The sequence below is a fragment of the Amycolatopsis sp. A133 genome (genome assembly GCF_031082405.1).
GTDB lineage: Bacteria > Actinomycetota > Actinomycetes > Mycobacteriales > Pseudonocardiaceae > Amycolatopsis.
Window position 1 is genome coordinate 98,745 of record NZ_JAVHJU010000076.1, and the last position, 21,546, is coordinate 120,290.

Sequence of the window (21,546 nt, forward strand, 5' to 3'; positions counted from 1 at the left end):
CGGCCCCCGCCGGTGGAAGGACCCCCATGCAAGTTCTGCTCCAAACCCTCGTCGGCGGGCTCAGCTTCGGTGCCGTCTACGCCCTCGTCGCGATGGGCTTCTCGATCGTCTACCGCACCATGGGCCTGGTGAACTTCGCCCACGGCCAGGTGGTCATGGTCGGCGCCTACGCGGCTTCGACGTTCTACATGTCTTCCCGGCTCCCGTTCATCCTCGCCATCGTGGTCGCCATGGTGGTGACCGGGCTCATCGCGCTGGTCATGGAGCGGGTGCTGCGCCCGCTCGAAAACAAGGACTTCGACCTCATGCTGATCGGCACCATCGGCTTCGGCGTGGTGCTCGAGTCGCTGGCCACGATCATCTGGGGCGCGACCGGGCACGCGGTCCCCACGCCCGTGGAGACCGGGCCGCTGGACCTGTTCGGCGTGCGCGTCCGCACCTACAACCTCGTGGTGCTCGCCGTCGCCGCCGTCGCCACCGTGCTGTTGCTGCTGTTCCTGCAGCGCACCAAGCGCGGTGCCGCGATGCAGGCGGTGGCCATGGACCACGAGGCCGCGACGGCCGTCGGCATCCACGTCGGGCGCAGCAACGCGATCGCGTTCGCGATCGGCGCGGGGCTCGCCGCCCTCGCCGGAGGGCTGGTCGGCCCGCTGCTGTACGTCAGTCCCACGCTCGGCGGCACCTTGGGCATCAAGGGGTTCGCCGCGGCCATCCTCGGCGGCTTCGGCAACATCGGCGGCGCGATCGCGGGTGGTCTCGCCATCGGCTTGCTCGACTCGTACGCCTCCGGTCAGTTCCAGGGCTATTCGGACCTGGTGGTGTTCCTCGCCTTCACGGTCATCATCATGATCCGGCCGACCGGGTTCTTCGGCGAACGGACGGTGAACCGGGCATGAGCACTGGGACGTCCGGGGCTGCGCCCCAGGCCGGGGGCTCCGCCACCCGGAACCCCCGAAAAGCACCCTTCCTGCGTGACAAGTCCACCGCGGCCAAGGTGATCGCCGTCGCCGCGATCGCCGTCCTCGCCTGGTTCCTGCCCTACGGGCTGGACACCTACGGCATCCACGTCGTCAACATCGCGATCGTCTTCGCCCTGCTGGCCGTCGGCCTCGGCCTCGCCCTCGGCGTCGCCGGGCAGATCAACCTCGCCCAGATCGCCTTCTTCGGCATCGGCTCCTACTCCCTGGCCATCTTCACCACGTCGGCCGGCCTCGGGTTCTGGGTTTCCGCCGTGCTCGCGATGCTCGCCACCGCACTGGCGGGGCTCTTCGTCGGCATCCCGGCCCTGCGCGTCCAATCGCACTACCTCGGTATCGTCACCCTCGGTCTCGCACTGGCCTTCACCAACTGGGTCACCAACGCCCAGATCGCCGGCGGCGCCTCGGGGATCAACGGAATCCCCGCCCCGCCGCTGTTCGGCATCGACCTGACCAACGAGTACCTGTACTACTACTTCGAGCTGATCGTCTTCGCGCTGGCCATCGGGTTCGCCGTGTTCCTCGTCCGCACCGCGCTCGGCCGGCGCCTGCGGGCGATGCGCGACGACTCGCTCGCCGCCGGCGCCGTCGGTGCCCCGGTATCGCTCCTGCGCATGACGGCGTTCCTGACCGCGAGCGTGTACGGCGGCGCGGCCGGCGTCCTGTACGCCGGGCTGATCCACTACATCGCGCCCGAGTCGTTCAGCGTGGCCAACATGTTCCTGCTGCTGGCGATGGTCATCATCGGCGGACGGCAGAGCATCGTCGGCTGCGTGGTCGGCGCCCTCGCGCTGGCCCTGGTGCGCGAGGCGCTCGTCGACTTCTCCGTCTACGCGCAGCTCGGCTACGGGAGCGTCGTGGTGCTGATGGTCGTGTTCGCACCCACCGGCCTGGCCGGCCTCCCCCGCCGGATCCGCGCCGCGGTGCACCGCCGCCGGCACCGGGAAGCGGGTGTGCTGCGGGAGTTCCGCCCGTACGAGCCGGCCACCGGGGAAGCGACCTCGGGTTCCCTCGAAATCTCCGGAATCACCAAGCAGTTCAAGGGTCTGCGCGCTCTCGACGGCGTGACGCTGTCGGTCGCGCCCGGCGAGATCCGCGGCATCGTCGGGCCCAACGGCTCCGGGAAGACCACGCTGTTCAACGTGATCAGCGGGATCTACACCACCGGCGGCGGGACCGCGAGCTTCAGCGGGCGGCAGCTGATCGGGCAGCGCCCGCACCAGCTGTCCCAGCAGGGCATGTCACGGACGTTCCAGAACCTGCGGCTGTTCGGGCAGATGACGGTCGAGGAGAACCTCCTGGTCGCGCTCGACCGCACACCGATGCGCTCGGCGTGGCAGTACGTGGTGTGGCCGATCGGCATCTGGCGCCACGAACGGCGGCTGCGGCGCGCCGCGGCGGAGCTGCTCGACCGGTTCGGCCTGACGGACTTCGCCGACGCTGCCCCCCGCTCGCTGCCGTACGGCATCCAGCGGCGGGTCGAACTGGCCCGGGCGATGGCGGCCGAGCCCAGCCTGCTGCTGCTGGACGAGCCCGCCGCGGGCCTCAACGGCCAGGAGGTCGGGCAGCTGCAGGAGATCGTGCGGTCCATTCGCGACAGCGGGGTGACGGTGGTGCTGATCGAGCACAACATGGGCCTGGTCATGTCGCTGTGCGACCGGGTCACGGTGCTGGCGAGCGGCCGGGTGATCGCGGAAGGGACACCCGCGGAGGTCGCCGTCCAGCCGGAGGTCATCGAGGCCTACCTCGGCGACTCGTTCAGCACGGCCGAGGTCGTGGAAGCCGTGGAGACGGAGGCACTGCAGTGAACCCAGGCGACTTGGTCGTGGAAGACCTCGCCGTGCACTACGGCGGGGTCCAGGCGGTCAGCTCCGTGTCGTTCACCGTCGGCGCCGGCCGCTGCCTGGGCATCATCGGGGCCAACGGCGCGGGCAAGACGTCGACGTTGAAGGCCCTGATGGGGCTGGTCCCCCGCAAGGTGGGCACGCTCCGCCTCGGCGACCAGGACCTGACCAAGGTGAAGCCGAAGGACATCGTGCGCCACGGCATCGGGTACGTCCCCGAAGGCCGGCACGTGTTCACCGGGCTGACGGTGGAGAAGAACCTGTTGCTCGGGGCGTACCTGCGGTCGTGGAAGGGCAGGGCGCAGGAGAAGCTGGCCGAGGTCTACGAGATGTTCCCGGTCCTCGGCGAGATGCAGCACCGCCTGGCCGGGGCCCTGTCCGGGGGCCAGCAGCAGATGCTGGCGATCGGCCGGGCCCTGATGTCCGAGCCCCGGCTGGTGCTGCTGGACGAGCCGTCGATGGGCCTGTCCCCGAAGCTGGTGGAGGAGATCCTCGGCACGCTGCAGCGGCTGTCCGCGTCGGGGCTCGGGCTGCTGCTGGTGGAGCAGAACGCGAAGCTGACGTTCGAGGCCACCGAGACGTGCGTGGTCATGGAGAACGGGCGGATCGCGATGACCGGCAGCTCCGCCGAGCTGGCGCACGATCCGCTGGTCCGGCAGATCTACCTCGGGCTGTAGCGGTTGCCACGAACACCCGGGGCACACTGGTGCTTCGTGGTCATCGGGGGTCCGGGAACGACGTGCCGCAGTTGCAAGTCCACTTCACCGCTGCCCAGGTCTTGCAGCACGGCGACGGCGGGTTGCCGCTGAACCTACTTCCCGGACTTCCTCCCCCGCCGGAGAAGTGCGCGACAGCCGGGCGTTGCACGTGTACTTCGGGGCCCTGCTCGAATCGGATCTCCCGGTGATTGCCGGCGCGCGCATCGCGTGCGCCGGCGGCATCCAGCGGTACCTGAGCGACGGTACGGCGGCAACCACGTGGGCGCGCTGCTGGGACCCACGCGGGCCGCGATCCTGCGCTCCGCCGTCACCGGCACGACCACCTGCCGGCTGGCCCGGCAGGCCGGGGTCGCCCCGGCGACCGTCAGCCACCACACGAACGTCTTGCGCGACGCGGGGCTCATCACGACCGACCGGCACGAGAACCTCGCGACCCGCCTCATCACCCCGCTCGGACCGGCGGTGCTCACCTCCGCGGGCTAGCCCGCCGGGAGTGTTTCGAGCGAGTTCGAAGGAGCGCTCCCACCGGTGGCCGAGGTGCCAGAGTCTCCCCCGGATCTCCTGGTCCGGAAAGACACTGCGAATGGAGGGTGAGATGAGGTTGCCGAAGTGGGGGGCAGTCGGCGCGGCGACGATCGGCGCGGCGGGGCTGCTGGCGCTGGGCGCTCCCGTGGCGGGGGCCGCGAACACCACGGACGTCGCGAGACCGTCCCAGAGCGCGCAGATGCGGGCTCTTCCCTGTGAGAACTGGACGGTCCAGATCCCCGAAGGGCACGCGTCGGGGACGTGGTGCAACAACTACACGACCGTGAGCGGGAAGGTCACCGACGACAAGGCCGACGGCCGGTGCCCGTACGTCCGCTCGCACTGGAGCAACGGCGGGGTGAGCGACAGCGCCTCGATCGGCCCGAAGGGCGCGTCCCGGTCGTTCACGCTGAACGCGCCGTCGGGGACGACCTCGACGCAGATCAGCATCCACTACGTGCTCTGCTGAGCCGACGTCCGGCTCGGCGCCCGGCCGGGAAACCTCCCGGCCGGGCGTCCGGCCTCCGCGGGATCAGCGGCAGAACGGCGCCGCCCCCGCCGCGGACTTGATGCCGTTCGCGACCAGCGTCCGGAAGTACGCCGCACCGTCCGAAGTGGACGTGCTGGTGAACGCCCAGCTCTCGTGGCCGAGCGTGGTCACCCACGACCGGCCGCCGTCGTAGTACTGGCACCACGCCACCGGGTGGTCGTTGCCGTGCCCGGGGTGGCCCATCGAACCTTCGACGCCCTTCGCGAGCGACTTCTCGCCGACCTTCGCCAGGAACCGCACGTTGCTCGGGAACGGCACCAGGTTGTACCACTCGTCGGTGAAGGCCCAGCGGTTCGGCAGGTCCTTCGTCGACACGTCGTTGCGGTCCACCGTCTGCACCACGCCGGCCTGTGCGGGGCCGTGGTCGTAGTAGTTCGCACCGCCCAGCAGGCCCTCGTACCAGGGCCAGTTGTACTCGGTCCCGAACGCGTTGTGGATGCCGACGAACCCGCCGCCGCCCCGGATGTACTGCCGCAGCGCGGTCTGGGCGGAGTCGTCCAGAGTGTCCCGGGTGGTGCTCATGAAGATGACCGCGTTGTACTTGAACAGGGTGTTCGGGCTGGCGAGCTGGGTGACGTCCTCGGTCCAGTCGACGGTGAACCCGTTCTCCTTCCCCAGTTCGACAAGCCCGCTCTGCGCGACGTTCGCCGCGGTCAGCGGCGGGTTCAGCCCCGGGCCCAGCACCGGCCCCAGGTTCGCGTGGCGCGGACCGGCGGTGCGCGAGTAGACGAGCACCTTCACGCCCTTGCTCAGGTCGAAGTTGCCCCAGTTGTGGTAGCACCGCGAGTCGAGGCCGCGGCAGACGCCGTAGTCCGGGTCGCCGAGCGCCTGCGCGCCCTGCTTGTTCCCGTCGTGCGCCGAGGCGGGCATGCCGATCACCGCGGCCGTGGTCAGCGCCGCGGTCACCGCGCTCCCGAGCATCGTCAGCAACGTCGTTGATCTCTTGTTCATGGTGGTTCCGACCTTTCTCCGGGCACGGCGGTGCCCCGGGGTCTTTCGGGGCGGCGAGTTACAGCTCGAGCAGGCCGTCGGCGGCCACGGCCGGCTCCGGTGCGTCCGGCAGGACGAGCGGGTTCGTGTTGTTGAAGTGGGTGAACAGGTACCGCGGCGGTCTGTAGAGGGAAGGCGGTCGTGAGGGCTTCGTGCACGCGGCAGCCGCAGTTCCACTACGGCGCCCCACCACCGGCGGCCGTGCCGAGGAACCGGACCTTCACGGCATCCGCCGGGGTACGGCGGGGGCCGGCGTCGGCTCCGCGACGCCGTCCAGCACCAAGTGGTGGGATTCCGAGAGATCGCAGACGGGGTCGGTCACGGTCGCGTCGCCGGTCAGCTGGTAGGCCTGGCACCGGCAGCCCCCGAAGTCGATCTCCTTGAGGGCGCAGCTCCCACAGGGGTCCGGCAGCCACTCCGTGCCCCGGAACTTCCGGAAGGCCGGGGACTCGTACCAGATCCGTTCCAGCGAATCCGACTGCACCGACGGAATTTCGAGCCCAGGCAACGTCTCCGCCGCCAAGCACGGCAGCACGTGCCCGTTGGGCGTCACGGTCAGCTGCCGCGCACCCCAGCCGTAGTTGCACGGCTTCGGGCGCGGGTCGTAGTAGTCGGCGGCGACGTGCACGACCTCGTAGCCGTACCGCTCGCGAACGCCGGCGACGTCGCGTGCGGCTTGGTCGACCTGCTCGCGCGTCGGCATGAGCGCGGCGCGGTTGCGCAGTGCCCAGCCGTAGAACTGGGTGTGGGCCAGCTCCAGCCGGTCCGCGCCCAGGCGATCGGCCAGCTCGGCGATCGCCGGGACGTGCCCGGCGTTGCCGCGGTGCAGCACCACGTTGATGGTCAGCGGCAACCCGGCGGCGCGCACGGCCTCGGCGACGACCAGTTTGCGCTCGTGCGCCGCCCGCCCGGCGATCCGATCGGCGGGCGCCGCTTCGGCGTCTTGGAGGGAAAGCTGGAAGTGATCGAGACCCGCCTCGGCGAGCCCGGCGATCCTGGTCGCGTTCAGCGAGATCCCGCTGGTGACCAGATTCGTGTACAGCCCGAGCCGGTGCGCGGCCGCGACCAGGTCGACGAGGTCGCGGCGGAGGCCGGGTTCGCCCCCGGAAAGGTGCAGCTGCAGGACGCCGAGGTCCCGCGCCTGGGTGATCACGTCCAGCCAGCCGGCCGTGTCCAGTTCGTCCCGGTAGTCGGCGAGGTTGAGCGGGTTCGCGCAGTACGTGCACTGCAGGGGACACCGGTAGGTGAGTTCGGCGAGCAGGCCGAGGGGCACCGGCGACCGGTGCCGCACCGGTGTCGCCGACACCCTCGGAGAAACCGGCGCCGGGCGGGCATCCGGCGTCTCGCCCACCAGGCCACGGTGTTCGAAGTCGGCCAGCGTGCGCAGCACCGAGCCGGCCGAGACACCGGCGTACTGGGTGGCGAGGTCGTCGACGATCTCGGTCACCGAGCGGCGGGTGTCGCACCGGGACAGGACGGCCACCGCGGTCTCGTTGAGCAGCAGCACCCCTTCGGGAAACAGCAGCACCGGACGGCCGCGGACGGCGTCGAACTCCACCCGCACCCCACGACGCAACCCGAGGCGGCTCCCGGCGGTCACCGTCATGACGCCCCCGCGTAGTCCACCGCGTCGAGCACGGCCCACAGCACGTCGCACTTGAAGTTCAGGGCCCGGATCGCGGCCTCCTGCTGCTCCGCGGTGACGCAGTGGTCGAGCACCAGCCGCAGCGTCAGGGCGCTGTCTTCGCGGGCGGCGGGGATCCGGCGGTCGAAGTAGGCGAAGCCCTCCGGCCGGATCCAGTCGTAGTGTTCCCGCCACGCGTTGACGCGGTCGGTCATGTGCCCCGGGGAGAACAGTTCGGTGCACGCGGCCGCGACGCTTTCGATCCACGGCTTGGTGCGGCAGAAGTGCAGGTACCCGTCGACGGCGAACCGCACGCCGGGCAGCACGTGCCGCTCGTCGAGGACCTCCGCCCTGCTCAGCCCGACCGCTTCCGCCAGGCTCAGCCACTGTTCCATGCCGCCTTCGCCCGGGTTCGCTCCGTCGTGGAAGACGATCCGGTCCACCCAGACGCGGCGGACCTCGGGCAGCGGGCACGCCGCGATGATCGCGGCGTTCTTCTGCGGCAGGCACTTCTGGTAGTACCAGCGGTTGGCCACCCACCGGCGCAGGTCCGCCGGTGGGCAACCCCCTTCGTGCAGCCGGAGGTGGAACGGGTGGTGAGCCCAGTAGCGCTTCTCGAGGCGGAGCAGGGCGTCGGACAGCTCCGCCCGGCTCAGCGGGCCCGCCACGGCCCGCTCTCGCCGGCGTACGCGGTGACCTCAGGACGGGTTTCATAACACTCGACCGCCGGCTCCGACCACAACGGGAGGACTCGCTCGTCTCCCTGGGCCACAACGGTTTCCACCACAGCAGGCATACCGGCACTCCTCTTCGAGTCGCGGATATCTGGTCCACGCAGCGGTCCTATCGGTCCGCCTAGCGTTCCGTGACCGTACCCCCGCAGCCGCGCACCGAACAAGGGGCGAGCACTCTTGTCACTCCGTCGACCCCGCCTTACACTCAACCGTCGAGCGGTCCGAGAGTACCACTAGACGGACCTCGTGTCGCCCTGGACCATCTCGTCGCAGCGCGCTTTTCCTCAATGAAGAGAGGGCTTGATCGATGGATCGACGCAAATTCCTGACCGGCGCGACGGGAGTCGCCGTGGCGGGGACCGTCCTCGGTGCACAGTCCGCGACCGCCACCACGGTGGACACGCCGCGACAGCCGGAAGCGTTCGGCCGGCCGGGACGGGACTACCCCAAGGTCGGCGGCGATCTCGGCAACCAGAACCACACGCCGCTGCACCGGATCAACCGGCAGACGGTGCACCGGCTCGGCGGCGCCTGGCACGTCAACCTCGAAGGCGGGGACACCTCCCGGGCCCAGCAGAGCACCATCGTCGCGCAGAACGGCGTCCTCTACGTCCAGACCACCCAGCAGCACGTCTTCGCCGTCGACGGCCGGACCGGCGCGGTGCGCTGGAAGACCGACGTAGGCACGGAACCGACCAACATGCGTGGCGTGGCCCTGGGCCAGGGCAAGGTGTTCTCGACCTCGGGCGCGAACTTCCTGTACGCGCTCGACCAGAAGACCGGCGCGGTCGTCTGGAAGACCCCGCTGCTGACCGAAGACGCGTCGCAGGGCACGCCCGAGCCGTGCGACCCGGCGAACGGCCAGTGCGGCGGCAGCATCGGCAGTCTCGCCGGCGCGGTCGTCTACTCCGACGGGCTCGTCTACGTCGGCATGCAGGGCAGTACCGCCGGCGCCCGTGGCCGGGCCTACGCCCTCGACGCCGCCACCGGCAGGATCGCCTGGACCTTCTGGGCCGTGCCCGGCCCGGGCGAATTCGGCAACGACACCTGGGAAGGCGAGTCCTGGAAGACCGGCGGCGCCGTGCCGTGGATCCACCCGGCGGTCGACCCCGAACTCGGCCTCGTCTACTGGACCTTCGGCAATCCCTACCCCCGCACCAACGGCTCGACCCGCGGCGGCGACAACCTCTTCGCCAACTCGATCGTCGCGATCGACGCCAAGACCGGCGAGCGCCGCTGGCACTTCCAGTCCGTGCACCACGACATCTGGGACTACGACAACGTGATGGCGCCGGTCCTGATCGACCTGCGCATCAACGGCAAGCTGCGCAAGGTCGTCGTCTACGGCAGCAAGGTCGGGATGTACTACATCCTCGACCGCACGAACGGAAAGCCGATCCAGGGCATCACCGAACGCCCGGTGCCGCAGGACCCGCGGCACAAGACCTCACCCACCCAGCCGTTCCCCGAGGGCGACCCGTTCGTCCCGCAGGAGCCCCGGCTGGACAACTCGACCCGCCCCGTGCCCTTCTACCCCACCGGAGGCTTGTTCGCGACGCACTGGGACCGCGCGACGATCATCTTCCCCGGCGCCGGCGGCGGCGCGGACTGGTCCCACGTCTCGTTCAACCCCAGCACCGGCTGGGCGTACGTCGGCTACGGCCTCATCAACTCCGCCTACTCCAACACCACCGGCGGCCGGGTCAACACCGCGCGTCCGTACGGCGAGTACTTCGCCGGCGGACTCGCCGCGGTCGACCCCCGCACCAACAGACTGGTGTGGAGCAAGGACAGCGAGTGGTCCCTGGCCCACGGCAACGGCATCCTGACCACCGACGGCGGTGTCATGTTCCAAGGCGGCCCGGACGGAAACCTCCTGGCCATGAGCGACACCGACGGACGCGAGCTGTGGCGCTTCCAGTGCGGCGCCGGCGTCCACACGAGCCCGATCAGCTACGAGATCGACGGCGAGCAGTACCTCGCGGTGTTCGCCGGCGGCAACGGCCTGCCCTACCCGGACATCCCGAAGGGCGACCACCTCTGGGCGTTCAAGCTCGGCGGCAAGGTGGCTCCCGCACCGGCGCCCACTCCCCCGTCGAAGCGCAACCAGATCCGCGCGGCCGCCGTCACCGCCGCCGCGGCGAAGAACACGGTCACCCTGGGCCGGATCTGGGACGCCACCGCGGGAGCACCCGGCGCGACGGAGAACACGGTGGCGCAGACGGCGATGTCGCCGCAGAACCTGACGGTCCCGGTGGGCACGGAGATCACGTTCGTCAACCCGCAGGGCAACACGTTCGCCCACGGCGCGGTCTCGTTCTTCGAGTACGAGTTCGACAGCGGCACCCTGATGCCGGGACAGTCCTTCAAGCACACCTTCACGAAGAAGGGCGAGTTCTTCTACAACGACCCGATCTTCCCGCAGAACACGGGCAAGATCGTGGTGACCTGAAACCGGGCTGCCGGGCGTCGGCCTCGCGGTGGTGTTCCGCGGCGAGGACGATGCCGGTGATCAGCGCCGGCAGGTCCGCCGACGTCACCCCGGCCGGGTGATCCCGGCTGCGCCTGAACCGGCCTGCCCGGCGGTGCCGGGCACGTCTCGAGCCCTGCGCGGGCACGTTCACCCATCCCGATCACGCTTCGCGCCGGGAATCTTCGGCGTCAGCTCGCCTTCGAAGCCGGCGGCCAGTTCCGCAGGGCGGCGTCGGCGACTCGCAACAGGTCTTCCCGGGCCGCGCCGCCCGCCGCCTGCACGGCCAAGCCGTTCGCGATCGTCATGATGTAGCGGGCGATCAGCTCGGGATCGGCGTCGGCGGGCAGGTCACCGCCTTCGACGGCCCGCTGGAACCGCTCGCGCAGGTACGTCAGACCCAGCGCACGCCACGCGGCCAGGGTGTCGCGCGCGACCTGCCCGGTCGCGCCGACGGCCAGCGCGCCCTGCACCCCCAGGCACCCGGCCGGGAACCCGGGCCGGGTGTTGGCCCGGACCGAGCCGTCGAGGAACAACGTCGCCACCTCGTGGGCGGTGGGTGCCCGCAGCGCCTCGAGGATGTAGGCACCAGGGCCTTCCGTGTAGCGCTGCAACGCCTTCCGGAAGAGATCTTCCTTGTTCCCGAAGGCGGCGTACATGCTCTTGCGGGAGATGCCCATCGCCTCGGTCAGATCGGCGAGACTCGCCCCCTCGTACCCCTGCTCCCAGAAGACCACCATGGCCTTCTGGAGCGCAACCTCGGCGTCGAACCCCCTCGGCCGACCCACCTGCGCCTCCGTCACCACCCCATCGTAGCAGTTGTGCACCGATCGGTGCACAACTGCTACGGTGGCATTATGCACCGATCGGTGCCGAACATTTCGGAGGTCGACAATGCTCAGGCTGGCAGGCAAAACCGCGGTGGTCACCGGCGGCGGCACGCGAGGGATCGGCCGGGCCACCGCCGCCCGGCTGGCGGCCGAAGGGGCGCACGTGTTCATCACCGGGCGGCGCACGGCCGAGCTGGACGAGGCGGTGGCGGCGATCGGCGGCACCGTGACCGCGGTGCCGGGCGACATCACGGACCCGGCCGACCTCGACCACCTCTACGACGTGGTCGCGGCCCGCGGACGGGGACTGGACGTGCTGTTCGCCAACGCGGCCACCGCCTCGTTCGCGACCATCGAGACGATCACCGCCGAGGACCTCGACCGAGTCTTCGGCGTCAACGTCAAGGGCACCGTTTTCACGGTTCAGAAAGCGCTTCCGCTGCTGAACGAAGGCGCGTCGGTGATCGTCAACGCCTCCACCGCGGCCGACCGCGGCACCGCGGGATTCGGCGCCTACGCGGCGTCCAAGGCGGCCTTGCGGACGTTCACGCGCAGCTGGGCGAACGAGCTCAAGGACCGGGGGATCCGGGTGAACGCGATCTCCCCCGGCCCGACCGACACCTCCGGGCTGACCGAGCTCGTCGGCGAGGACGATTCGGCGGCGTTCAAGGCGAACGAGGCGGCCCGCATCGCCATCGGGCGGCTCGGACACGTGGACGAGGTCGCGGCCGCGGTGGCCTTCCTCGCCTCCGCCGACAGCACCTTCATGCTCGGCGCCAACCTGTACGTCGACGGCGGGGAGAATCAGATCTGAACCTCGGGCGTGGCGGCGTGTCGATCGAGATCGGCACGCCGCCGCGGTCCGAACTCAGGTGGCGAAGACGTTTTCCAGCGCCGCGAGCCGCGGCGTCGGGAACTCGATCTTGCGCGCTTCGGCGAGCACGTCCCTGGCGTAGAGGCCCGCGCCTTCCCGGGTCAGGTGTCCCGCCCGATCCAATTCTTCCATGAGGAAGCTGTACATGTTCTTGCCCGCGAGCAGCCTCTGCAGGAAGAAGCTCAGCAGTCCCGCCGGGACGCGGGAGACGAGGGCCGCGCCGCCTCCCGGCGATCCGCCTCTGGCCTTCACCAGTGGAATCATCTCGCGCGTCAGGAGAACGGCTTGCTCGACAGCCTTGCGCGAGGCGAACAGGCGGGCCTGCCCTCCCACCGCCAGCACCTGAGTCAGGAGCCCGGCGTCCAGGACGAAGTGGACCCAGAGCCACGAGCGGAAGTCCGGCTGCTCGGACACCGAGAAGCCGGCGTCCGCGAAGAGGTCCCGGACGAGGGTGTACCGCTCGGCCCGGTTCGAGCCCTCGCAGAAACCCAGGAAGATCTTCTTCGTGACGCCACCGCGGAGCGTGGAGCCGGTGAAACCTCCGCCACCGGCGGGAAACCCCCAGACGACCTGGTCGCCGGGCAGCGGGGACACGACGGCCGACGGCTCCGCCCAGACGTTGCCGAACATCAGCACGGTGGCGTCGCCGACGCGGCTGCCGAGGAAGCCGACGGCGTCGTCCAGCTGGTCGTGGTTGACACTCAGCACGATCAGGTCGTAGTCGTGCCCGGCGTCCAGGTCCTCCCGCAGGGTGACCGGCCACCGTTGCGCGACCGGAGCGCCGCGGCGGACCCGGCCGTCCCGGATCCGCAGGTCCACTGTGGAACCGAGCGCGGCCGCCCGGCCCGGCCGCACGTAGAACTCGACCTGGTGCCCCGCTTTCTCCAGGGCCCAGCCGTAGAGCGTGGCGATCGTCCCGCGCCCGAACATCAGCACCTTCACCGGATCGACGCTAACACCGCGAACGGAAAGCGTTGTCCTCTTGATCGGAAGTGAGAACGATCGTCGTCCGGGTGACTCATCTCGCCACGGCGCAAGCCGGGTGGAGATCCGATGGCACATGCGGTTGACTGCAGGTGTGAAGGCACCACGGACCGACGAGGCCGGCCTGCGCTCCGACGCCGCGCGCAACCGAGCGCGGATCGTGGAGACGGCCCGGGAGCTCTTCCGCGCCCGCGGAATCGACGTCCCCATGAGCACGATCGCCCGCCACGCCGACGTCGGCGTGGCAACGCTTTTCCGGCGGTTCCCCACCAGGGACGCCCTGGTGACCGAGGTGTTCACCGAGCAGATCGCCCGCTGCCAGGCTCTGCTGGACGAAGCCGTCGACGATCCGGATCCGTGGCGCGGCTTCCGCCGGCTCCTCGAGTTCACCTGCACCGAGCAGCTGGACGACCGCGGGTTCACCGAGGCGTTCCTCGCCCTGTTCGCCGACGAGGTCGACTACCGGAAGCGGCGCCGGGACGTCGAAACCGCCTTCGGGAAACTCGTCCGCCGGGCGCAGGAGGCCGGTCGGCTCCGGCCGGACTTCGCCCCCGGCGACTTGGTCATGATCTTGCTGGCCAACGGCGGCCTCCGCAACGCCCCGCCGGAACACGCAAAGGATCTCTCCCGCCGATTCGTCGCCTACCTGCTGCAGACGTTCGGCACCGAAGACGCGGCCGAACGCGAGCCCCTTCCGCCGGCCGGCCCGCTGGGCCTGCACCACGCTCAGGGGCAGGGCACGGCCAGCTGACCGGGCGGTATCGCACCGGCCCTCACCGGCCGGTGAGGGCCGGCTTGCCCGGTGGCGGAGGCCGTGGTCGGTGCGGTCGTGGCGAGCAGAGCAAGGGCCACGGCACCGGCACCGGCGAGGCGGGGAACGCGGGGACCCCTTCCGGGGGAAGGTGGCGCCCCGCCCCGCCGGATCGCGGCGAGGGCGGGTCAGCGGCCGTAGGCTTCGAGCAGCCGCAGCCACACCTCGCTGACGGTGGGAAAAGCCGGGACCGCGTGCCAGAGCCGGTCCAGCGGGACCTCGCCGACCACGGCGATCGTCGCCGCGTGCAGCATTTCCGCGACGTCCGGGCCGACCAGGGTGAACCCGGCGATCACCTTGCGGTCCTCGTCGACGACCATCCGGGCGTGTCCCCGGTAGCCCTCGGCGTGCACGGCGGAGCCGGCGGTGGCGGCCAGGTCGTAGTCGACGACGCGGATCCGCAACCCGGCGGCCTCGGCGCCGGCCGCCGTCAGACCCACCGACGCGATTTCCGGGTCGGTGAAGACCACCTGCGGCACCGCGCGCTCGTCGGCGGTCGCCGCGTGCCGGCCCCATTCGCCGTCTTCGACCGGTTCGCCCTTCGCGCGCGCCACGATGACGTCGCCGACCGCGCGGGCCTGGTACTTGCCTTGGTGCGTCAGGAGAACGCGCCGGTTGACGTCCCCGGCGGCGTAGAGCCAGTCGTCTGCTCCGAGGACCCGCATCGTGTTGTCGACCGTGAGCCAGGCACCCGGCTGCAGGCCGATGGTGTCGAGGCCGATGTCCTGGGTGTTCGGCGTGCGGCCGATCGCGACGAGCAGTTCGTCGGCGTCGAGCTGCTCGCCGTCGGTGAGCGTGAGGGACACCGTTCCGTCTTCGTTGCGCTTGACGGAGCCGGCCTCGGCACCGATGCGGACCGAAACCCCCTTCTCCTCGAGCGACTCCGCGACACGTTCGCCGACGAACGGCTCGTTGAGGTGCAGCACGCCGTCACGGGCCAGCATCGTCACCGACGACCCAAGCTCGCTGAACGCGGTCGCCATCTCCGAAGCCACCACCCCGCCGCCGATGACGGCGAGCCGGCCCGGGACCGCCTTCGCCGCGACGGTTTCGCGGCTGGTCCACGGCTCGGCCGCGCGGAGGCCGTCGATGTCCGGGACCAGGGCGCTGCTGCCGGTCGCGACGATCACCGCGTGCCGCGCGGTCAGCGTCGTGGTGGTGCCGTCGGCGCCGGTCACCTCGACGACCCGGGCGGCGGCGATCCGGCCGTGGCCGCGGTAGAGCGGGATGCCGGCCGATCCGAGCCAGGACACCTGGCCCTCGTCGTTCCAGTCCGAGGCGAAGGAGTCGCGCCGGCGGAGCACGGCCGCCACGTCGAGCTCACCCGTCACGGCTTCCCGCGCACCGGGCACCTGCCGGGCCGCGCGGAGTGCCGCCCCGCTGCGCAGCAACGCCTTGGTCGGCATGCACGCCCAGTAGGAGCACTCACCGCCGACCAGCTCCCGCTCGACGACGGCGGCGGTCAGGCCGCCCTGCACCACCCGGTCGGCCGCGTTCTCCCCGACCGGGCCCGCCCCGATGACGACGACGTCGTACGTGGTCACTTCAGTTCCCCTTGGCGGCGCGGCCGAGCCGGATCGCCGAGACGAGGAAGAAGATGCCGCCGAGGACCGCGTAACCGGCGACGCTGCTCAGCGACGGCTGCGCGCCGGAGGCGCTGATGACGAAGTTGGCGCCGGCCAGCACGGAGATGCCACCACTGAGGATCATCGGCCACTGGCCTCCCATTTTGCGGCGGCGGACGCCGACGATCAGCTGGACCAGCCCGGCCACGATCGCCCAGGCCCCCCACACGCGCAGCACGCCCGCCACCCCGGACGCGGACGCGATGCCGATCCCGATGGCCGCGAGCAGGCTGATCGCCATGTTCACGTACAGCGCGGTCACCGACCCGCCGCCCTTCGAGGAGCGCGCGTCCACCACGGCCGAACCCACGTCGAACAGCGGGTACAGGACGACCAGGACGACGCCGGCCGCCCCCAAGCCCGACTTGGTCGTCAGGAACACCAGGACCGCCCACACGACGGCGAACGCGAACCGCACGAAGTACAACCGGCGCAGAGCCGGTGCGAACCCACCTACGGCGGGCGAGTCGACAGTAGTCACCATGATCCCTTCAAGGCTGCGGGACATCATCCCGACAAGACCGAACGTTCTATCTCACGTCAGCATGGTCGACGCCGGCACCGGTGTCAAGACAGAACGTTCTATCTGAGTTCTTACGCGCGGGGAGCGTGGGATCCCGGCGGGAGCGGAGGCAGTGGAGATCGCCGTGCCGGTGCAGCTTCCGAGCCGTGGCGACCACTCGGCGGCAGGTCAGGACCGACGTTCTCGCCCGAGTGCCCCGCGGCCGTTACTTCGAGGCGGAGTCGATGCGGTGCTGCAGGATCCCGTCGACACCTTGCAGGAACGTGTCGCAGACGCCGGCCGGGTCGGCCAGGCAGCCCGAGACCATCGCGCCGTCCCGCAGCAGCACGAAGTGCCGGCCCGCGAGTTCGGGCGGCGTGTCGCCGACCTGCGCGAGCAGGTCCGTGACGATGTTCAGGAACCACTTGCGGTGCGCGAGGACGGCTTGGTGCACGGGGTGCGCGGGATCCGGGTACTCCGCGACCGCATTGAGGAACGCGCAGCCGCGGAACCGGGCGGAGCGGATGCCGTCGGTGATCGATCCGGCGATGGCTCGCAGCTTGTCCGCGGCCGAAAGGTCGCCGGCCAGAACCTTGCCGAACCCTCCGCGCTCCATCTCGTGCACACCCCGCAGATACGCGACGACGAGGTCTTCTTTGCCGGGGAAGTGCCGGTACAGCGTGGCGCGGGTGACCTTCGCCTCCGCGACGATCCGGTCGATTCCCACGGAGTGCAAACCCTCCGCGTAGAAGATCCGGGTGGCCGTCGCGAGCAGCCTCGACCGCGCTTCGGACACCTGGCTCCGAGTGTTGTGCACCATCCGTTCGAGTTTAGCAGATAGAACGGTCGGTATCGAGTCGAGAGCCGCCCGCTCGACGTCAGCCCGTCCGGTAGGGACGGAAGAACTCCCGCAGCTCGTGGGCGTACAGCTCCGGCTCCTCGAAGGCCGCGAAGTGCCCGCCGCGAGCCGGTTCCGTCACCCGCACGGTGTTCGCCACCCGGTCGAACCACGCGCGAGGCGGACGGACGATGTCACCGGGGAAGATCGCGAAACCGGAGGGAACCTCGACCCGGCGGGCGAGCTGAGCCGGCGGGATCGCGGCGTTCGCGCGGTACATCCGCATCGACGACCCGATCGTTCCGGTCGACCAGTAGATCATGATGTTCGTGAGGATCTCGTCCTTCGTATAACTGCGCTCGACGTCGCCGCCGCAGTCGCTCCAGGCGCGCAGCTTTTCCACGATCCACGCCGCGAGGCCGGCCGGGGAGTCGTTGAGCCCCACCGCCGCCGTCTGCGGCTTCGTGCGGTGCATCGCCGCGTACGCCCCCTCCGCCGCGCCCCACGACGCGACCTCGGCCAGCCAGTCGCGCTCCTCCCGCGTGAGTTCCGCCGGGTCACCCGCGAAGAACGGCAAGCCGGCGTCCGTGCGGTGCACCGCCACCACCCGATCCGGGTGATCGAGGGCCAGGTAACGGCTCACGTGGCTGCCGATGTCGCCACCGGCCGCGCCGAAGCGCCGGTACCCCAGCACGTCCATCAGCTCGGCCCACAAGCCCGCCACCGCGATCGAATCCACCGGCACCCCGGGCCGGCCGGAATACCCGAAGCCGGGCATGTCCGGTACGACGACGTCGAACGCGTCGGCGGGATCGGCGCCGTGCGCGCCCGGGTCGGTCAGCAGCGGGAGGAGCTTCGTGTACCGCCAGAACGAGTCCGGCCACCCGTGGGCGAGCACGATCGGCAGGACGGGGCCGGCCGGCGCGACCGCCCGCACATGCGCGTAGTGGATGCCGAACCCGCCCACCGGCACGCGGAACCGGCTGATCGCGTTCAACTCGGCTTCGCGGGCACCCCAGTCGAACTCCTCCGCCCAATAGGCGACGAGTTCGCGCAGGTAGCCGAGATCGGCGCCGGCCGACCAGCCGGCCTCTTCGGGCGTATCGGGCCACCGCGTTGCGCGGAGGCGGGCGCGAAGGTCTTCCAGGTCCGCCGGGGCGGTTCGCGAGACGAAGGGTTCGGGGGTCGGCATGGAACCGACCGTACAAGCCTGAAGAGGAAGGCGTCCCGCGGAAATCACCGCACGGGAACGAGCGGAACGTCGAGGAGGCCGCGGTTTCCGTCGTAGCCACCGGCCAGCGCGGCCACGACGTCTTCGTGTGGCGCTCCCAGCCGCACCGCGCTCACCTCGTCCAGCCGACGGTAGTGCTCGTCGGCGAGCCCGACGTCGAGCGCGTCGAGGTACCCCTGCAGCTGGGCCGGGGTGCGAGGTCCCACGATGGGGATCATCGAAGTGCGAGCCAGGGTGGCGCGCCGGCGCAGCCACGCCAGGGCGACCTGGATCGGCCCGGTTCCCGCCTCTTCGGCGACGGCGAGGACGGCGTCGACCACCGCCGTGCGCTGTTCGGTGCCGTCGACGCCGCCCGCCGCGACCCGGGCGCTGAGCCGCCCCTGCTCGCCCTTGCGGTACTTCCCGGTGAGGAGACCACCTGCCAGCGGCGAGTACAGGACGATGCCGAGCCCGTGGGCTTCGGCCATCGGGATGAGTTCCCGTTCCGCGGAGCGCTCGGCCAAGCTGTACTCGGTCTGGATGCCGAGGAGCGGCACCCGTCCGCCCAGGTCCGAGCGGACGGCGGCGCCGGCGACCCGCCAGGCCGGGAAGTTCGACAGTCCGCCGTAGCGGATCTTGCCCGCGCGGATCAGGTCCTCGAAGCCCGCCAGGATCTCCGGTATCGGCGTCACGCCGTCGGGGAAGTGCGCCATGAAGACGTCCACGTAATCGGTCTTCAGCCGCTGAAGGCTCTCTTCCAGGGAGCGGACCATCGCCTTGCGGCTGTTGCCGGTACCGGTCGGCGGGGCCCCCGCCTGCCGGGTGCCGCCGTACTTGGTGATCACGACGAAGTCATCGCGTTCGCCACCGAGGAGATCACCCAGGATGCTCTCGGCCTCGCCGTTCTGGTAGATGCTCGAGACGTCGAAGGTGCTGCCGCCGGCCGCGACGAACGCCTCGAAGATGGCCTTGGCTCCCGCCGTCCCGGTGGCGGCCGGTGCCGTGCCGAAGCCGGCCGTGCCCAGCACGTACTCCGAGACCCGCAAGCCGCCCTGTCGCCCGAAGGTTTGATAGCGCACGAAGTGCACCTCGACGCGCGCCGCCGGCAGATCGTCGACGCGGCCCGCGCCCGCTTCGCCACGCACGGATTCGCGCGGACGTCCATGACCGACCTCGTCGAGGCCTCCGGTCTCTCCGTCGGCGCGATCTACCGGTACTTCGAGAGCAAAGACCAGGCGGTCTCCCCGCCGCTGGCCACCCTCGTCCGCAGTCAGGTCGAGGACCTGCGCGCGGGGATCGCCGCGCTCCTGCCCGACCACGAGCCGGCGAAAGCGGAAGCCGCCGCCGAGGCGTTCGTGACCCTCTGCCACGGCTACGGCCAGCAGCTCGCGGTCCGCGGCGACCTCGACCCGGCGCCCTACGCCGCGGCCCTCCTGGCGATCATCGATTCGTGAGCTTCAGACGGACCCGAGCTGGTGCGCGCCGGTGCGCCCGGGCGGCGTCGGGATCGCCGCGATCCGGGCGCCCCCGCTCAACCGCGCCCCGCCGCCGCACGAGGGGACGATGAGGACTCGGTCCCGATGCCGGCCGGCCGCCGGCAACGCGACCGCTGCTGCGGCGCGAACAGGTCACCGCGCCGCAGCAGCGGGCCTACGACGAGAACGACCAGAGCTGGCAGGTGTTGTTGAGCCACATCCACATCTGCGCCTTCGTGCCGTTGGCGGTGCCGCAGTTCTGGTCGTCGAGGACCATTCCGCTGTTCTCCACCACCAGTTCGTAGCGTCCGTTGCCGGCCGGGATCACCGCCCACTGCTGGCACTTGTTGCCCAGCGACTGCCACAGGTCCGTGGCGGTGCCGAGCGCCAGGCCGCAGTTGACCGCGTCGAGCACCGTGCCCGAGTTGACGTTGGTGATGGTCCACTTGTTGGCGCCGACACTCGTGAAGCGCCACTGCTGGCAGGCGTTGTTCAGGTTGTCCCACAGCCGGACCGCGGTGCCGTTCGCGGTGCCGCAGTCGGCCGCGTCGAGCACCTTGCCGGCCGCCAGGTTCGTCAAGCGGTAGCTCGCGCCGTTGACCGGGAACGTGACGCTCTTGGTGTAGCCCACCGAAACGATGTTCGCCTGCACCGAGTTTTCCGTGGCGTCGGAGGGGTAGCCCGAGGTCATCACACCTTCGAAGAACGAGCCGACCGAACCGTTGCTGTTGTCGCCGCCGATCCCGAGGATGATGGCGCCCTGCTTGGTCATCGGCCGGTAGCCGTCCTGCGTCGGCAGGGATCCGTTCCACCGGGTCGCGAGCCCGCCGGACTGCGCGTTGCCGTCCTTGATCGCGTACGTCGAGGTGCCGTTGTTCTTGGTCACCGCGGTGACGAACGCGCTGCTGCGGCCGGTGTTCGCGGTGTTCGAGCCGTTCCCCCCGGCGAACAGGCCGTTCTCCAGGTCGGCCATGACCTTCGGCGCGGAGCCGCTGCACGGTGAGAACCAGCACAGGGTGCCGAAGTAGATGGCGTCCATGTCCCCGTTGCCGGTGTCGTTGTTGTTCGTCTCGGCGTTGCCGTAGTCGAAGCAGCAACGGTCGTTGAAGTGCGTGCCCTCGGTCACCATGTACATGCCCTCGGGGGCACTGCCGGTGGCGACGCCGTTGGTGTTGTTGTTCCGGTAGCCGTTGCCCGCCGAGATGTAGACCCCGTACACCTTGTGGCCGCCCGCCGTCACCGGCAGGGCCGCGGCGTTCGCGCCCTGGTCGGCGGTGGGGTTGGCGCCGCCGCCGGGGGCGATGGTCAGGTCGTTGTGACGCGAGGTCTGGTCGTAGATCCGCACGATCGTGCAGTAGGTGCCCGAGCAGAACGAGTCCTGCGTCGCGGCGTTCGCGTAGCCGCCGGTGCTGAGCACGCCGATGTTGGCGGTGGCTCCGTCGGACCAGCGGCGCACCTGGTACAGCGATCCGCCGTAGGAACCGAACAGCGCGCGAGTGGTGCTGTGCGCGGCGACGCAAGGGGTGCCGCCGGACGCGTAGATGTCGCACGGCCCGGTGCCGGCGGCCGTGGCCGTGCCCGCCGCGGCGGCCAGCGCGGCGCCGGTGAGCAGGGCCGCGGCTCCCACCGCGAGCACCTTCCGCCAGCGGTGACGGAGAACCTGGAACCTCATGGCTGTCTCCTTTCGTCAGACCCAGCAGCCGGCCAGGACGTCCACCCGAGGGTCATCGCGACGCCGTTGCCCAGGTCGAAGGAGATGAAAGCGATCAGGAGTACCGAAAACCGTTTCATCGACGGGACCACGATGTCCTCGATTCCGCAGAATCACGGCGACGTCAGCGCCACCGGAAGCACACACAGCACGATAACGCCGGCGAACAGCCCCGACAAGGAGCAATTGTTATCGCTAACACTGAATGTTCGGCCAATGCTTCCCGCTATCTTGGCCGAACATCCTGGCCATC

Annotated in this window: 20 protein-coding genes; 9 read left to right on the forward strand and 11 right to left on the reverse strand. The window is 70.4% G+C overall.

The genetic code is table 11. The annotated features are described in order from the left end of the window. Window positions 1-26 precede the first annotated feature (26 nt). The 5 genes from Q5425_RS44315 (at window position 27) to Q5425_RS44335 (ending at window position 4,534) form a co-directional block, all read left to right on the forward strand. Complete coding sequence (locus Q5425_RS44315) at window positions 27-896, forward strand: branched-chain amino acid ABC transporter permease (protein WP_308678460.1); 870 nt, start codon at window positions 27-29, stop codon at window positions 894-896. After that, window positions 893-2,785 (forward strand): branched-chain amino acid ABC transporter ATP-binding protein/permease, encoded by a 1,893-nt coding sequence (locus tag Q5425_RS44320; RefSeq protein ID WP_308678461.1) that lies wholly within the window; start codon window positions 893-895, stop codon window positions 2,783-2,785. Before Q5425_RS44315 ends, Q5425_RS44320 begins: the two co-directional genes overlap by 4 nt. Further along, on the forward strand, window positions 2,782-3,498 hold the full coding sequence (locus tag Q5425_RS44325) for an ABC transporter ATP-binding protein (protein ID WP_308678462.1): 717 nt from the start codon (window positions 2,782-2,784) through the stop codon (window positions 3,496-3,498). Before Q5425_RS44320 ends, Q5425_RS44325 begins: the two co-directional genes overlap by 4 nt. Before the next feature lie 300 nt (window positions 3,499-3,798). Beyond that, window positions 3,799-4,023, forward strand: coding sequence for a winged helix-turn-helix domain-containing protein (locus Q5425_RS44330; RefSeq protein WP_308678463.1), 225 nt, complete (start codon window positions 3,799-3,801; stop codon window positions 4,021-4,023). Window positions 4,024-4,135: 112 nt separating this feature from the next. Then, window positions 4,136-4,534 (forward strand): hypothetical protein, encoded by a 399-nt coding sequence (locus Q5425_RS44335; RefSeq protein WP_308678464.1) that lies wholly within the window; start codon window positions 4,136-4,138, stop codon window positions 4,532-4,534. A gap of 63 nt (window positions 4,535-4,597) precedes the next feature. Here Q5425_RS44335 and Q5425_RS44340 read toward each other — a convergent pair whose 3' ends face one another. From Q5425_RS44340 to pqqC, 3 genes are all read right to left on the reverse strand, one after another. Continuing rightward, window positions 4,598-5,566 carry a ThuA domain-containing protein gene (locus Q5425_RS44340; protein ID WP_308678466.1) on the reverse strand — a complete coding sequence of 323 codons (969 nt, stop codon included), beginning with the start codon at window positions 5,564-5,566 and terminating at the stop codon, window positions 4,598-4,600. Between the two features lie 259 nt (window positions 5,567-5,825). Continuing rightward, entirely contained in the window at window positions 5,826-7,211 is a 1,386-nt protein-coding gene (gene pqqE, locus Q5425_RS44345) for a pyrroloquinoline quinone biosynthesis protein PqqE (protein ID WP_396135376.1), read from the reverse strand. Next, complete coding sequence (gene pqqC / locus Q5425_RS44355) at window positions 7,208-7,897, reverse strand: pyrroloquinoline-quinone synthase PqqC (RefSeq protein WP_308678467.1); 690 nt, start codon at window positions 7,895-7,897, stop codon at window positions 7,208-7,210. The genes pqqE and pqqC overlap by 4 nt, the downstream gene beginning before the upstream one ends. A gap of 373 nt (window positions 7,898-8,270) precedes the next feature. On the opposite strand from pqqC, the gene Q5425_RS44360 reads away from it, so the two are divergent. Beyond that, the gene (locus Q5425_RS44360) at window positions 8,271-10,415 is read left to right on the forward strand and encodes a PQQ-binding-like beta-propeller repeat protein (protein WP_308678468.1); all 2,145 of its coding nucleotides are present in this window, start codon (window positions 8,271-8,273) and stop codon (window positions 10,413-10,415) included. Between the two features lie 209 nt (window positions 10,416-10,624). Here the strand turns inward: Q5425_RS44360 and Q5425_RS44365 are convergent, their stop codons facing one another. Next, on the reverse strand, window positions 10,625-11,221 hold the full coding sequence (locus tag Q5425_RS44365) for a TetR/AcrR family transcriptional regulator (protein ID WP_308678469.1): 597 nt from the start codon (window positions 11,219-11,221) through the stop codon (window positions 10,625-10,627). Window positions 11,222-11,327: 106 nt separating this feature from the next. On the opposite strand from Q5425_RS44365, the gene Q5425_RS44370 reads away from it, so the two are divergent. After that, the gene (locus tag Q5425_RS44370; RefSeq protein ID WP_308678470.1) at window positions 11,328-12,077 is read left to right on the forward strand and encodes an SDR family oxidoreductase; all 750 of its coding nucleotides are present in this window, start codon (window positions 11,328-11,330) and stop codon (window positions 12,075-12,077) included. A gap of 54 nt (window positions 12,078-12,131) precedes the next feature. On the opposite strand, the gene Q5425_RS44375 is transcribed toward Q5425_RS44370, so the two are convergent. Then, on the reverse strand, window positions 12,132-13,079 hold the full coding sequence (locus tag Q5425_RS44375; RefSeq protein WP_308678471.1) for a 2-dehydropantoate 2-reductase N-terminal domain-containing protein: 948 nt from the start codon (window positions 13,077-13,079) through the stop codon (window positions 12,132-12,134). Window positions 13,080-13,215: 136 nt separating this feature from the next. Between Q5425_RS44375 and Q5425_RS44380 the strand changes: the two genes are divergently transcribed. Then, window positions 13,216-13,872 carry a helix-turn-helix domain-containing protein gene (locus Q5425_RS44380; RefSeq protein WP_308678472.1) on the forward strand — a complete coding sequence of 219 codons (657 nt, stop codon included), beginning with the start codon at window positions 13,216-13,218 and terminating at the stop codon, window positions 13,870-13,872. Between the two features lie 188 nt (window positions 13,873-14,060). Here the strand turns inward: Q5425_RS44380 and Q5425_RS44385 are convergent, their stop codons facing one another. The 5 genes from Q5425_RS44385 to Q5425_RS44405 all read right to left on the reverse strand — a co-directional run bounded on the left by Q5425_RS44385 (window position 14,061) and on the right by Q5425_RS44405 (window position 19,186). Further along, the gene (locus Q5425_RS44385) at window positions 14,061-15,476 is read right to left on the reverse strand and encodes an NAD(P)/FAD-dependent oxidoreductase (protein ID WP_308678473.1); all 1,416 of its coding nucleotides are present in this window, start codon (window positions 15,474-15,476) and stop codon (window positions 14,061-14,063) included. Between the two features lies 1 nt (window position 15,477). Next, window positions 15,478-16,041, reverse strand: coding sequence for a hypothetical protein (locus tag Q5425_RS44390; protein ID WP_308678474.1), 564 nt, complete (start codon window positions 16,039-16,041; stop codon window positions 15,478-15,480). A gap of 244 nt (window positions 16,042-16,285) precedes the next feature. Then, window positions 16,286-16,879, reverse strand: coding sequence for a TetR/AcrR family transcriptional regulator (locus Q5425_RS44395; RefSeq protein WP_308678475.1), 594 nt, complete (start codon window positions 16,877-16,879; stop codon window positions 16,286-16,288). Between the two features lie 58 nt (window positions 16,880-16,937). Continuing rightward, on the reverse strand, window positions 16,938-18,089 hold the full coding sequence (locus Q5425_RS44400) for an epoxide hydrolase (RefSeq protein ID WP_308678476.1): 1,152 nt from the start codon (window positions 18,087-18,089) through the stop codon (window positions 16,938-16,940). 44 nt (window positions 18,090-18,133) lie between these two features. Beyond that, entirely contained in the window at window positions 18,134-19,186 is a 1,053-nt protein-coding gene (locus Q5425_RS44405) for an aldo/keto reductase (protein WP_308678477.1), read from the reverse strand. 3 nt (window positions 19,187-19,189) lie between these two features. Here Q5425_RS44405 and Q5425_RS44410 point away from each other — a divergent pair, with 3 nt between their 5' ends. Next, window positions 19,190-19,561, forward strand: coding sequence for a helix-turn-helix domain-containing protein (locus Q5425_RS44410; protein ID WP_308678478.1), 372 nt, complete (start codon window positions 19,190-19,192; stop codon window positions 19,559-19,561). Between the two features lie 196 nt (window positions 19,562-19,757). Here Q5425_RS44410 and Q5425_RS44415 read toward each other — a convergent pair whose 3' ends face one another. Continuing rightward, window positions 19,758-21,254: an arabinofuranosidase catalytic domain-containing protein gene (locus Q5425_RS44415; RefSeq protein ID WP_308678480.1), complete on the reverse strand. Its 1,497-nt coding sequence runs from the start codon at window positions 21,252-21,254 to the stop codon at window positions 19,758-19,760. Between the last annotated feature and the right edge of the window lie 292 nt (window positions 21,255-21,546).

Coding starts and splice junctions, on each gene's coding strand:
- Q5425_RS44315 (WP_308678460.1), top strand. CDS start 27: ATGCAAGTTCTGCTCCAAACCCTCGTCGGCGGGCTCAGCTTCGGTGCC.
- Q5425_RS44320 (WP_308678461.1), top strand. CDS start 893: ATGAGCACTGGGACGTCCGGGGCTGCGCCCCAGGCCGGGGGCTCCGCC.
- Q5425_RS44335 (WP_308678464.1), top strand. CDS start 4,136: ATGAGGTTGCCGAAGTGGGGGGCAGTCGGCGCGGCGACGATCGGCGCG.
- Q5425_RS44340 (WP_308678466.1), bottom strand. CDS start 5,566: ATGAACAAGAGATCAACGACGTTGCTGACGATGCTCGGGAGCGCGGTG.
- pqqE (WP_396135376.1), bottom strand. CDS start 7,211: ATGACGGTGACCGCCGGGAGCCGCCTCGGGTTGCGTCGTGGGGTGCGG.
- Q5425_RS44360 (WP_308678468.1), top strand. CDS start 8,271: ATGGATCGACGCAAATTCCTGACCGGCGCGACGGGAGTCGCCGTGGCG.
- Q5425_RS44370 (WP_308678470.1), top strand. CDS start 11,328: ATGCTCAGGCTGGCAGGCAAAACCGCGGTGGTCACCGGCGGCGGCACG.
- Q5425_RS44390 (WP_308678474.1), bottom strand. CDS start 16,041: ATGGTGACTACTGTCGACTCGCCCGCCGTAGGTGGGTTCGCACCGGCT.
- Q5425_RS44395 (WP_308678475.1), bottom strand. CDS start 16,879: ATGGTGCACAACACTCGGAGCCAGGTGTCCGAAGCGCGGTCGAGGCTG.
- Q5425_RS44400 (WP_308678476.1), bottom strand. CDS start 18,089: ATGCCGACCCCCGAACCCTTCGTCTCGCGAACCGCCCCGGCGGACCTG.
- Q5425_RS44415 (WP_308678480.1), bottom strand. CDS start 21,254: ATGAGGTTCCAGGTTCTCCGTCACCGCTGGCGGAAGGTGCTCGCGGTG.